10 protein-coding genes and 1 pseudogene are annotated in these 12,978 nt (G+C 56.1%); 6 read left to right on the plus strand and 5 right to left on the minus strand.

Annotated elements, in window-relative coordinates; all coding sequences use genetic code 11:
* Together A3714_RS08915 and A3714_RS08920 are read left to right on the plus strand one after the other, a co-directional pair.
* Positions 1-3,052, plus strand: a 3,052-nt coding sequence (locus A3714_RS08915) for an efflux RND transporter permease subunit (RefSeq protein ID WP_063527173.1), incomplete at its 5' end; no start/stop codon positions are given.
* A 265-nt stretch (positions 3,053-3,317) separates the two neighbouring features.
* Positions 3,318-3,488: a BlaI/MecI/CopY family transcriptional regulator gene (locus A3714_RS08920; protein ID WP_230457727.1), complete on the plus strand. Its 171-nt coding sequence runs from the start codon at positions 3,318-3,320 to the stop codon at positions 3,486-3,488.
* 64 nt (positions 3,489-3,552) lie between these two features.
* Here the strand turns inward: A3714_RS08920 and cadR are convergent, their stop codons facing one another.
* Complete coding sequence (cadR, locus tag A3714_RS08925) at positions 3,553-3,960, minus strand: Cd(II)/Pb(II)-responsive transcriptional regulator (protein ID WP_004364961.1); 408 nt, start codon at positions 3,958-3,960, stop codon at positions 3,553-3,555.
* Positions 3,961-4,055: 95 nt separating this feature from the next.
* Between cadR and A3714_RS08930 the strand changes: the two genes are divergently transcribed.
* Positions 4,056-4,952 (plus strand): cation transporter, encoded by an 897-nt coding sequence (locus A3714_RS08930; RefSeq protein ID WP_063508761.1) that lies wholly within the window; start codon positions 4,056-4,058, stop codon positions 4,950-4,952.
* Positions 4,953-4,955: 3 nt separating this feature from the next.
* Positions 4,956-5,465, plus strand: coding sequence for a signal peptidase II (gene lspA / locus A3714_RS08935; RefSeq protein ID WP_063508760.1), 510 nt, complete (start codon positions 4,956-4,958; stop codon positions 5,463-5,465).
* A 159-nt stretch (positions 5,466-5,624) separates the two neighbouring features.
* Here the strand turns inward: lspA and A3714_RS08940 are convergent, their stop codons facing one another.
* The 4 genes from A3714_RS08940 to A3714_RS08955 form a co-directional block, all read right to left on the minus strand.
* Entirely contained in the window at positions 5,625-8,738 is a 3,114-nt protein-coding gene (locus A3714_RS08940) for an efflux RND transporter permease subunit (protein ID WP_062817555.1), read from the minus strand.
* A gap of 12 nt (positions 8,739-8,750) precedes the next feature.
* A complete protein-coding gene (locus A3714_RS08945) occupies positions 8,751-9,704 on the minus strand; it encodes an efflux RND transporter periplasmic adaptor subunit (RefSeq protein ID WP_062817554.1) in 954 nt (317 codons plus the stop codon).
* Between the two features lie 15 nt (positions 9,705-9,719).
* Positions 9,720-11,012: a TolC family protein gene (locus A3714_RS08950; protein ID WP_062817553.1), complete on the minus strand. Its 1,293-nt coding sequence runs from the start codon at positions 11,010-11,012 to the stop codon at positions 9,720-9,722.
* A gap of 67 nt (positions 11,013-11,079) precedes the next feature.
* Positions 11,080-11,418, minus strand: a complete 339-nt coding sequence (locus tag A3714_RS08955; RefSeq protein WP_062817552.1) for a hypothetical protein — start codon at positions 11,416-11,418, stop codon at positions 11,080-11,082.
* Positions 11,419-11,829: 411 nt separating this feature from the next.
* On the opposite strand from A3714_RS08955, the pseudogene A3714_RS08960 reads away from it, so the two are divergent.
* Together A3714_RS08960 and A3714_RS08965 are read left to right on the plus strand one after the other, a co-directional pair.
* Positions 11,830-12,210: pseudogene (locus A3714_RS08960) on the plus strand (efflux RND transporter permease subunit); the annotation flags it as partial.
* A gap of 3 nt (positions 12,211-12,213) precedes the next feature.
* Positions 12,214-12,978 (plus strand): HupE/UreJ family protein (locus A3714_RS08965; RefSeq protein WP_082850719.1); only part of this gene is annotated, 765 nt, incomplete at its 3' end.

Raw genomic sequence — 12,978 nt, forward strand, 5'->3', positions numbered from 1 at the left:
GGGAATCTGGTCTATCAACAATACCCCCGTAGATGCTTTACCGGATCTGTCCGATGTACAGGTGATTATCCGCACCAGTTACCCAGGTCAGGCACCGCAGCTGGTGGAAAAACAGGTTACCTATCCACTTGCCACCACCATGCTGGCCGTGCCAGGTGCGCGCACAGTACGTGGTTACTCGTTCTTCGGTGATAGTTATGTTTACGTGTTGTTTGAAGATGGTACCGACTTGTATTGGGCACGCTCACGGGTGTTGGAATACCTTAGTCAGGTCCAGTCTGAATTGCCGCGTACAGCACGACCATCACTTGGGCCAGACGCTACCGGTGTCGGCTGGATTTATCAGTACGCATTGATCGATCGCACCGGCCAGCATGATCTATCGCAGCTAACCTCGATACAGGACTGGTTTCTAAAATACGAGCTGCAGACTCTGCCTGACGTTGCAGAAGTGGCAACCATAGGCGGCATGGTACGTGAGTATCAGGTAGTCCCTGACCCGGTCAAACTCGCCAGCCATGGGATCAGTCATCAACAAGTACGCAAGGCGATAGAACAAGCTAACCAGGAAACCGGGGGAGCAGTGCTGACGCTGGGCGAAGCGGAGTTCATGGTGCGCTCCAGTGGCTACCTTCAGTCACTCGAGGATTTCCGAAAAATCCCACTAAAACTGGTTGATGGAGTGCCAGTACAGCTTGGAGATGTGGCGCAGATTCGCCTTGGTCCGGAGATGCGGCGTGGTATTGCCGAGCTGGACGGTGAAGGGGAAGTCGTCGGCGGGGTCGTCATTCTGCGTTCAGGCAAGAACGCCCGCGCCGTGCTATCTGCCGTGCATGAGCGACTTGAGACACTGCGGGAAAGCTTGCCGGAAGGGGTTGAGATCGTCACCACCTATGATCGAAGTGAGCTGATTGATCGAGCGGTAACAAACCTCAGTTACAAATTGATTGAAGAGTTCATTGTAGTTGCACTGGTGTGCGTATTGTTTCTTGGCCATTTGCGTTCGTCACTGGTGGCCATCATTTCCCTACCGCTGGGAATCCTTGCTGCCTTTATTGTGATGCGTTACCAGGGCATCAATGCCAATATCATGTCGCTTGGCGGCATTGCTATCGCTATCGGCGCTATGGTGGATGCAGCAGTGGTGTTAATCGAGAACGCTCACAAGAAAATTGAGATTTGGCATCGGGATAACCCAGGGCAATCTCTGACTGGTAATGCGCATTGGCGAGTCATAGAGCAAGCAGCTGTCGAAGTGGGGCCAGCGCTGTTCTTCTCGTTGCTAATTATTACCTTGTCGTTTATTCCTGTCTTTACCTTGGAAGCACAGGAAGGGCGGCTATTTGGCCCACTGGCATTTACCAAAACCTGGGCTATGGCGGCGGCAGCCGGCCTATCGGTGACATTGGTTCCACTGTTAATGGGGTACTGGATTCGGGGAAAGATACCTTCCGAGGAAAGTAATCCAATCAGTCGCTTTTTGATTAGTTGTTATCAACCCGTACTAGAGCGAGTCTTGGCGTGGCCGAAAACCACCTTGCTGGTTGCCGGTTTAGTTTTTGTTACCGCCTTTTGGCCGCTAAGTCAGCTTGGTGGTGAATTTTTGCCACCGCTGGATGAGGGCGATTTGCTGTATATGCCAAGTGCCTTACCAGGCTTGTCAGCACAAAAAGCTACCGAGCTTCTACAGCAGACCGATAGGTTGATCAAAACGGTGCCTGAGGTGGAGCAGGTGTTCGGCAAGGCGGGGCGTGCGCGGACAGCGACTGACCCTGCACCATTGACGATGTTTGAAACCACCATCCGTTTCAAACCCAAGGACCAATGGCGTGAAGGCATGACAACGGAGAAGCTTGTCGAGGAGCTGGACCGTATTGTACGCGTGCCTGGACTGGCAAATATCTGGATTCCTCCGATACGCAATCGTATCGACATGCTTGCCACTGGCATCAAGAGCCCAATTGGCATCAAAGTAGCGGGTAATGACCTAGAGATCATTGACCAGGTGAGTCGTCAAATCGAACAGGTAGCCAAACAAGTACCCGGTGTTTCCTCAGCATTGGCTGAACGGTTGACTGGTGGTCGTTATGTGGATATCGATATTCGGCGTGGCATTGCGGCTCAGTATGGCCTCAACATCGCGGATATTCAGTCGGTTGTCAGTGGTTTGATTGGTGGTGAAAACATCGGTGAGACAGTGGAAGGGCTGGAGCGTTACCCGATCAGCCTTCGATATCCTCGCGAGTGGCGCGACACGGTGCATCGCTTACGCGATTTGCCCATAGTCACTCCCGAAGGAAAACAAATTACCCTCGGAACCGTGGCGGATATCAAGATTACCGATGGGCCACCGATGTTAAAAAGTGAGAATGGCCGACTGTCTGGGTGGGTGTATATCGATGTTCGGGGGCGTGACCTAGCCTCGGTAGTGGATGATCTACGTGCCTCAATGAATGATGGAGTCAGGCTGCCAGAGGGGGTCAGCTTGTCCTTTGCCGGTCAGTTTGAGTTCCTGGAGCGGGCCAATGCGAGACTGAAAGTGGTGGTGCCGGCGACCTTACTGATTATTTTCGTACTGTTATTCCTGACCTTTCACCGTATCGGTGAAGCCTTGCTGATTATGGCTACGTTACCGTTTGCGGTGACCGGCGGTATCTGGTTCTTGTATCTGCTGGACTACAACTTGTCGGTGGCTACTGGTGTCGGCTTCATCGCCCTGGCGGGTGTCGCTGCTGAGTTTGGCGTGATCATGTTGCTGTACCTAAAGCAGGCGTGGCAGGAGAGGCAGGAGCAGGGCCAAAAGGATGAAGCTGCCTTGATGGGTGCTATCCGTGATGGCGCGGTATTACGTGTTCGACCTAAGGCGATGACTGTAGCTGTTATTATTGCCGGTCTTCTTCCGATTTTCTGGGGGGGAGGCACAGGTAGCGAGATCATGAGCCGCATTGCTGCGCCCATGGTAGGAGGGATGGTAACAGCACCTTTGTTATCACTTTTCGTGCTGCCCGCAGCCTATCTGCTGATGCAACGACGCAACAGGAATCCGGGTTAACCAAGCTTAAAGCTTGGGTGGTTGCGATTGTGAATAAGTAAATAGAGCACATAAGGATCGCAATCTTTTGGTCTTGGCACCCTGCTTAGTGTCAGATCAGCACTGATCTGACACTAATAATCGGCGGGGGTTACAGGTGTTAAAGACAAAATTTTTCCGTGTGATGCTGGGAGGGGGGGGCTAGCCATACAAAAGCCGATTGACGATCGGTTTTATGTGTGTCAGTCTGATTGCCAGATTGATAATCTCTAAGTGGTCAGGATTCATGCAGCTGGGTGAACTAGAAAAGCAAGTCTTGCAATACTTCTGGAAGGGGCGCACGGCAGACGCAAAATCTGTCTATGCGCATTTCGAGAAGCAGCGCGGAGGTACCTTGAATACTATCCAGAGCACGCTGGATCGATTGTTCAAGAGGGTAAGCGGATTAAATGGTTGATCTTACCTTTGCATGAGAGTGAGACAGACCGGCATCTCATCGGATTATCTGGTTGATGCTTCACCTACTGCTGGTGCATGTTTCCTTCGCTAATTCCAGCAAGAACCCCACACGCCTCAACTTCCCGGTCATCGTTGCAACTCGCTCTCAGTGAAACGAGTTGTTTCTCAAGCGCTTGCAGAGCGGTTATCTGCGACCGCACATGAGAGATGTGATCATCGAGCAAGGCGTTGACGGCGGTACAAGGCTGATGAGGGTCGTCCTGATAGCTCTGTAGTTCGTGAATCTCAGCCAGTGACAGGCCCAGGATTCTGCAGCGACGGATGAAGGCCAGCCCCTCACCATGCTTCTCGGTATAGACACGGTAACCGTTGTCCTGCCGATCAGGCGGCGGCAACAAGCCCTGCTGTTCATAGAAGCGGATCGTCTGTGTTTCGACCCCTACCAACTGCGCCAACTGACCAATGCGCATCAGCCTCCTCCCCAACGGATTCTTTACTCTATTGACCTTATAGTAGCTTTATAGTTTTAAATGGTACCACAACATTGTTCAAGTGGAGTCGTATCATGAGCAAATCCTGTGGTGGCGCCTGTGGCGGTGATGCAACGTCCGCAGCGGATACCGATATACAGGCCTCCTCCGAGGCGCCAGGTAGATGGGTCAGTGTTTATGCCGTGCCGAAGATGGACTGTCCATCAGAAGAACGAATGATTCGCCTAGCCCTGAACGGCTTTGAGGAGATTCGGGCGCTGTCCTTCGACTTGTCGAACCGCCGGCTGAAGGTCGTGCATGACGGCGAGGTCGAGCCCGTCACCTCGAAACTGAAGACCTTGGGGCTAGGCGCCTCGCTTCAGGAAACCGTCGCTGCAAATCCGGAGACCATCAAGGCCGCCGAGTTTTCGGCAGCTTCTGCTAAGCAAGAATCCGGGACCCTGCGCTGGTTGCTCGGCATCAATGCACTTCTGTTCGTGGTGGAAATGACTGCCGGTCTGATCGCCCAGTCCACCGGCCTGATTGGAGAGTCCCTGGATAATTTTGCCGATGCGGCCGTGTACGGGCTTGCCCTTTATGCGGTTGGTCACAGCGTGAAAATGCAGCTACGTGCTGCCCATCTTGCGGGTGTCCTGCAACTGATCTTGGCTGTTGGCGTACTCATAGAGGTGGTGAGACGCTTTGTATTCGGTAGTGAGCCTGAATCGCTGGTGATGATGGCTATCGCATTCGTCGCGTTGATTGCCAATACCAGTTGTCTGCTGCTGATAGCCAAACACCGGGAGGGCGGAGCGCACATGAAGGCAAGCTGGATATTCTCGGCCAACGACGTGGTGATCAACCTGGGGGTCATTACCGCCGGCGTTCTGGTCGCGTGGACCGGCTCCAATTATCCGGATCTGGTTATCGGTAGCATCGCGGGGCTCGTCGTGCTTAACGGTGCCAGGCGCATTCTGGCGCTCAAGGGTTAAAGCATGCCCTTTATTGGCAACAATCTCTCGCCGTATGTCCTGTTTTCCATATCCGGCCTGATAGCAGCATCGGACCAAACTGTAAAATGGCTGGTTCAACAAACAATGGCTTATGGCGAGTCGATCGCGGTGACCCCGTTCTTTAACTGGGTGCACGTATGGAACACCGGTGCCGCATTCAGTCTGTTCGCAAATGCTGGGGGCTGGCAGCGCTATTTTTTTATCGGAATCGCGGTAGTGGTCTCGGTCGTGCTGATCAAGCTGATTCGTGAAAAAGGTCATAATGGAGACGCCATCGCTTACAGTCTTATCCTCGGTGGCGCCATGGGCAATCTGATTGACCGGATCTTTCGCGGCTATGTTGTAGATGCCTTCGATTTCTATTGGCGAGACTGGCACTGGCCAGCCTTCAACCTTGCCGATATTGCAATTGTCCTCGGTGCATTGCTTCTCGTTTTCGTAGGCTTACTGCGAAAAGAAAATCCCAATGCCGAGTTGGATGGATCTTCCTGAAACCTTAGCGGAAAAAAGCCTTAAAAATGCGCTCGGTTTGACCGTGCTTGCCAGTCGGTAAGGCTGCATTTCCTGGCCGGCAATCAATGCCGAACTTGTTTCTCGAAAACGACCCGCTCCCGGCCAAATGGCGGCCAAGAGCGGGCTACCCGGATGCAATTACACCTTTTCATCCTGGCGGTGCAGCAATGTGTACAGAATTGGCAGTACAAACAGCGTCAGTAGCGTCGATGAGATAATCCCGCCTATCACCACTGTGGCCAGCGGCCTTTGAACCTCAGCGCCGGTACCCGTATTGAGGGCCATGGGCACGAAGCCAAGACTGGCGACCAGTGCGGTCATCAGGACCGGACGCAAACGAATAAGAGCACCTTCCACCACGGCGGAAACCAGATCACCCTGGTTGTGCCAAAGATCCCGAATAAACGCCACCATCACCAGACCATTGAGTACCGCCACCCCCGACAGGGCTATAAAGCCCACACCGGCGGAGATCGACAGCGGCATGTCCCGCAGCCACAGTAGCAGCACGCCACCGGTCAGGGCCAGGGGGACGCCGCTGAAGATGATCAGCGCATCTTTCAGCGATCTGAATGCCATCACCAGCAGGGCAATGATGATCGCCAGGGTCACGGGCACGACAATGGCAAGGCGCTGGCTGGCGGATTCCAGTTGCTCGAAGGTACCGCCGTAATCCAGCCAGTACCCGGCGGGCAGATCCACTTCCTGTCGAACTCTTCCTTTGATCTCCTCCACAAAGCCGCCCAGATCGCGATCCCGGACATTGGCGGTGACCACCACCCGTCGCTTGCCGTTCTCCCGGCTGATCTGGTTGGGGGCCGGAGCCAACTCCAGCGCCGCCACTTCTGACAGTGGCACATAGCCGCCTCCCGGCAGGGGCACCGGCAGATCCGCCAGGCTGTCCACATCCCGGCGGATGACCTCGGGCAGGCGCACCACCAGTTGGAAGCGGCGATCCCCTTCGTAGATCAGGCCGGCGTTTTCGCCACCTACACCCGCTGCCACCAGATCCTGAAGATCATCCACGGTCAGGCCGTAGCGGGATAGCGCCATGCGTTTGGGGTGCACCGACAGCATGGGCAGCCCGGTGATTTGCTCCACCCGGGCATCGGTGGCCCCTTCCACTGACTCCACGACTTCGAGCACCACATTGGCGGCATTGAGCATCTGGTCTAGGTCGTCCCCGAATACCTTGATGCCCAGGTCCGCCCGCACACCGGAGATCAGTTCGTTGAAGCGCATCTCGATGGGTTGGGTGAACTCGTAGTTGTTCCCGGGCAATTGCCCGACCGCCGCCTGAATCTCGGCAATCAGCTCATCTCGCGGTTTGTCCGGGTTCGGCCATTGCTCGCGCGGCTTGAGAATCACGAAACTGTCCGCGATATTCGGTGGCATGGGGTCGGTGGCCACCTCCGGTGTCCCGATTCGCGAGAATACCTTGTCTACCTCGGGGAAGGCCTTGATGCGCCGCTCCAAAGGTTTCTGCATCGCAATGGATTGCTCCAGACCTGTGCCGGGAATGCGCAGGGCTTGCACAGTCATATCACCCTCGCTGAGCTGGGGGATGAATTCCGACCCCAGGGTGGTTGCTAGCCAGATACAGACCGCCAGTAGGGCGCCGGCGCCCCCCAGTACCGGCCAGCGGAATTTCAGGGCCAGCTCCAGCGCCGGGCGATAGATCCCTTTGGCCGCACTGATGGCGGCACTTTCCTTTTCGCGGATCCTGCCTGTGAGGAACACCGCAACGGCGGCGGGGACGATGGTGAGCGAAAACACCATGGCTGACACCAGGGCCATGACCACGGTGGCGGCCATGGGATGGAACATCTTGCCCTCTACCCCTGTGAGGGAGAAGATGGGGATGTAAACTACGGTAATGATCGCCACCCCGAACAGGCTCGGACGTATCACCTCGGTCGTGGCTTCATAGACGACCTGCAGCCGTTCCTTGAGCGGCAGGCGCGCACCCGTAGCCTGCTGAGACCCGGCCAGGCGCCGGATGCAGTTCTCCACGATAATCACCGCGCCATCGACAATCAGCCCGAAGTCGAGTGCCCCCAGGCTCATCAGGTTGGCGGAAACGCCGGTCCTCACCATGCCAGTGATGGTGGCGAGCATCGACAGGGGGATCACCGCCGCGGTAATAAGGGCGGCCCGCAGGTTGCCCAGCAGCAGGAACAGCACCACGATCACCAGCAGCGCACCCTCAAGCAGATTCTTCTCCACCGTGGCGATGGCCTTGTCCACCAGAGTGGTGCGGTCATAGACGGCTTCCACGCGAATGCCCTCGGGCAGGGATGGCCGGATATCCTCCAGCCGCTCGCTAACGGCCCGGGCGACACTACGGGAATTTTCTCCCATCAACATCATGGCGGTGCCGATCACCGTTTCCACGCCGTCGCGGGTGGCAGCCCCGGTGCGCAGCTCCTTGCCAATGGCCACTTCCGCGACATCCTTCACCCGGAGGGGCACGCCATCGCGGTTGGCGATCACTACTTGTTCGATGTCGCCGATGGTCTTCAGTTGGCCGGGGGAGCGCACCAGCAGCTGCTGGCCATTGCGTTCGATATAGCCAGCGCCACGGTTGGCGTTGTTGGCCCTCAGTGCCGCCACCAAGTCCTCGAGGCTGACGCCGAGCTCCAACAATTTTTTCGGGGAGGGCGTGACGTGATACTGCTTGTCGTAGCCGCCGATGGAATTGATTTCGATCACCCCGGGCACCTGGGCCAGTTGAGGTTTGATGATCCAGTCCTGCACTTCCCGCAGGGCAGTGGCATCCCAGGGCTCACCATTTTCCCGGGTGGCGCCGGGCGCCGCATCCACGGTGTACATGAAAATCTCGCCCAACCCGGTGGCGATGGGGCCCATCTCCGGCTCCAGCCCAGGCGGAAGGACGCTTTTGATGGCGCCAAGGCGCTCGTTGATCAAGTTGCGGGCGAAATAGATGTCCGTGCCTTCTTCGAACACCACGGTCACCTGGGACAGGCCGTAACGGGACAGGGATCGGGTGTAGGACAGGCTGGGCAGGCCGTACAGCGCCGTCTCCACCGGGAACGTGATGCGCTGCTCTGTCTCCAGGGGTGAATAACCGGGTGCCTCGGTGTTGATCTGCACCTGGACATTGGTGATATCAGGTACCGCGTCGATGGGCAGGCGCTGGAAACTCCAGACACCGACACCGATCAGCACCAGAATCAGCGAAAGCATGAGATAGCGCCGTTCTACAGAGAGGCGCACGATAGCGTCGATCATAGTGGCCTCCTGTTAATCGTCGTCTGACACGCTGGATTTTTCGATATCCGCCTTGATGAGATAGCTGTTCTCCACCACGTAGCGTTCGCCGGGCTTCAGGCCAGAAAGTATTTCGGTGAACTGGCCATCCGTGCGGCCCAACTCGACAGGCCGGGGCTCAAAGCTATTGCCTTCTTGCACAAACACGACCTGGGATTCGTCGAGCAACTGCAGGGCCCGATTTTCTATCACCAGCGGCACTTCGATACGCTCTACCACGATGCTCGCCGAAACCAGCCGGCCCGGTGAAAGCAGCTCCTCTGCGTTGGCAATTTCTGCCCGGGCAATGACGTAGGGCGAGCCGCTGTTCTGCGGCACGATATGACTGATCCTGGACTCGTGCTGGGCATCTCCGGTGTCAATTCGCACCAGCTGTCCTGGTGCGATTTCGCGGCGCTGCCCCGGGAAGATTTTCAATTCCACCCATAGCGGGTCGAGCTTGGCGATGGTGAACAGCGCCTGCTCCCCGGCCAGCTCGCCGACGTTGATATTGCGCTGGATAACGGTACCGGCGAAAGGCGCACGCAAGGTGTAGGGTTGGAGGCTGTCGTTGGATTCGATGCTGGCCAGTGGCTCGCCAGCCTTGACCGCGTCACCGAGACTGGCATTGATTTTCGTAACCTGACCCGGGAAGCGTGCCCTGATCAGGGCAATCCCGTCGGGATTGGGAACAAGGCGGCCATAACTGCTGATGGTGCGCTCCAGGATGCCGGCACCTGCGGCCTTGCTTCGGATACCGGCTTGCTCCGCCATCTCGGCGGAGATTTCCGCGTGAGTGCTCTCCGACTCCTCGTGCTCGCCGCGCTCTTCGTTGACGTCACCGTGCGCATGCGAATCATCACTGTGATCATCTTCCGCGGCATGAGTCGGTCCGGCCGTCAGCACATAAACGCTGGCAAGTATGAGTAAATAGTTAACGACTTTCATGGTAGTAATCCTTGTTCAGCGGCCAGCCAGAGGCTGCGCCGTCAGTTGTTCGATCAGCGACTGGTTGAGCAGCGCCGTGGTGGCGGCGTCGACCAGCGCCTGCCGGGCGGAGAGCAATTCCCGCTGCGCGGCGGTCCACTCCACATAGCTGTAGCGACCTTTCTCGTAGGCCTCGCGGGTCTGGCTGAGGGCATCACTCAGATCGGGAAGCACTTGGCCGCGAATCTGCTCAACCGCCTCGATGTTTTGCTGCCGCTGTCGGTAAGCCTCGAACAGGCGCGAGTGGAGGCGAAGCAGGGTGTCCTCCCGGCGGTACCGGACTTCATCCCGCGCCGCCAGAGCGGCTTGCACTTCGCCGCGATTGCGCCGTCCGGAAAACAGCGGTACGGAAAACCCGCCGACCAGCGCCGAGTCATCCGTCTCCTCGAACTGCCGGACACCCACCTGCCAGCGGATATCGCTCTCGGACTGGCTCCGTGCCAATTGGACTTCCGCCTCACGGACGCGCCGCTCGCTGGCATAGATTTGAATGGCCGGGCTCTCACTGACCCGCTGGTACAGGATCTCGAAACTGTCGGAGGACCCGAACTGGAACAGGTCGCCCTCCAGACTCTGAAAGTCCGGACGGGTATCACCCCAGAGCGAAGCCAGAGCTATTTTCCGGCTCTCGTATTCGCTTAACACGCGGGACTGCTCGATACGACTCCGGGTGAGCGCGGCCCTGGCGCGCATGACTTCGGCCTGGGGCGCCGCGCCCCGGTCGGCGCGACGGGTGACGATCTCGTGGGTGGCCTCGGTCAGCGCCACAGCGTCAGCGGCCAGTTCAAGTTTTTCCTGCAGGGCCAAGGTGGCGACAAAACGCTGGGCCACCTGTCCCAGCACATCCAGGGTTTCGGCCTGGCGCTCGGCCTCGACCAGAGCGTATCGCGAGTCGACGACGCTGACGCGGGCCTCACGCTTGCCGCCAAGTTCGAGAACCGATGACAAGGACAGGGTGTACTCTGCCGCGTCGCTCCCCTGCCGGTTGCCGCTGCCGAGGACGTTTTCCACCTCCAGGCCGGCTTCCAGGGCAGGATTTTGATCCGCCGTGAAACGACGGCCTTCAAGGCCCTGAAGGCGAAAATCGAAAACCTGCAGGGTGGGGTTCTGCGCCACGGTCCGCGAGAGGGCATTGGCAAGTGTGAGAGGTGCCTGCTCGGCGTACGCAACAGTGCCCGTCAGGGTTAGCACGAGAAGACACAGCAAGGTGTTAAAAAATTGACTCGGTATTACCCGCCGCCCATTTTTTATGGGCATTCCAAAAAGCATGAAACTACTCCTACGAAAGTCTAAATGACAGTAGTTCCCCAAGCTGGGGAAGGTGCTGCTCGCAGGATCAAACGATAGGAGGGCGGAAAGGAGAGGATTGATCGACAGAGGAAAAACTGGCCTGGTAGCCCGTCAGGCTTTTGTCCGGCATATTGCCCAAAGCGTCCGGCAGGTAACCCATCGATAGCATATGGCAGTGCCCATGGCACAGATCACATTGCACGAATGAATGGCCGGAATCGTCCGGCGCGGCGGGAGACTGATTGCCGGTCGTGTCGGCTGGCTCAATATCCGAGGGGTCAGTTAAAAGTTCAGCATCGTGGTGAACCACTCCCGGACTATAAAACTGACCCATATCAGCAACAGACACCACCGACTGCAAAGCCATCAGGAGCATCATTGCCATTATGAATCTGCGTCTAACCACGCCAGTTATGCCCAAACAAAAAGGAAGCGAAGTCTAGCGGCACAGCAATTGCCTGTAAAGTCCTCTACGCATTCGGGGGCTACGTTCAGCGCCAAGACATTTACCAAGACCATGAAACGGTTGTCCGTGAGTGCTGGATAAGCTCTATTCATTGGAGTTTTTCCTTTGATTAGCGACTAATATCCAGATTCATTTATTATAGATCGTCAAGTCCCAGCGGTCGGTTGGATGGTTTTTTACCGGGTCAATTTTCAAATCGGCCGCCTGCCACCAGTTTTTTCCCAGCCATTGTGATGCGGGCAGAGCGCCTGACTAGACAGCAAATTGAACGGATGATCGACCAGCATGCCGAGAAGTGCAGCCAAAAGGACAGATTTAGCCGACCGCTTGCTGTTTCTCAGAGATATCCCCTTTTCCATTTCTGCAGCTGTGGGTTTCATCGCGCTCTCGGGTATTGCCATCCTCAATGGGTTGGTAATGGTGTCGTTTATCCGTGAGTTGATGCATGAAGGTGTAACGCTGGATGACGCGATTATTGAAGGCGCGGTGACCAGGTTACGGCCAATTATAACCACCGCACTGGTGGCATCATTGGGTTTTGTGCCGATGGCGCTGAATACGGGTATCGGGTCTGAGGTTCAGCGACCACTGGCGACTGTCGTTATTGGCGGCATTATTTCTTCTACCTTGCTAACGCTATTTGTCCTGCCAGCCCTGTACCGGCTGGTCAATGGGAAGGCAGCGCAGCAAATCAACAACAAGGGAGTTTAGGTTGTGAAATTGAAATACTGGATTGGTCTTCTATCCATTTTGGCAAGCAGCATCGCCATGGGGCATGGCATGTCAGCAGAGGATAAGGCGAGGGCGCTCAATGCCGGTTTCATGGAGTACATTGAGCTTGGAGCGATGCACATGGTCACAGGCTATGACCATTTACTGTTTCTGTTCGGCGTGGTGTTCTTTCTGACCCGCTTCAGTGACATTGTTCGTTTTATAACCGCGTTTTCCATTGGCCACTCGATTACTCTGGTGTTTGCCACCCTCTATAGTATTCAGGCGAATTACTACTTAGTGGATGCGGTTATCGCTCTGACTGTCTGCTATAAGGCGTTTGATAACCTTGGCGGTTTCAAGACTTATCTGAAGATGAAGTCACCAAACTTAATGTGGATGGTTTTCGCTTTCGGTCTTATTCACGGGTTTGGACTGTCGACGCGATTGCAGCAATTACCTCTGGCAGAAGATGGTTTGGTTTTTCGCATCCTGGCTTTCAATGTTGGCGTAGAGTTGGGGCAGATTGCTGCGCTGGCCATCATGTTGTTTTTATTGTCTGGTTGGCGCCGCATGGCATCGTTCAAACGCTTCAGTCAAGCGACCAATGGGCTGCTGATGGTGTTGGGGTTGCTGTTGCTGTTGATGCAGCTGCATGGATATCTACACTCAAGCAATCCTGATGAATTTCCGCTGAACAAGGATGATCACCAGCATACTCATGAAGACATGGGGGTTGCTAATTCTCCGCTGTCCGGGTACGAGAAG

The organism is Alcanivorax sp. HI0007, from assembly GCF_001635525.1.
In the GTDB taxonomy this organism is placed as follows: domain Bacteria; phylum Pseudomonadota; class Gammaproteobacteria; order Pseudomonadales; family Alcanivoracaceae; genus Alcanivorax.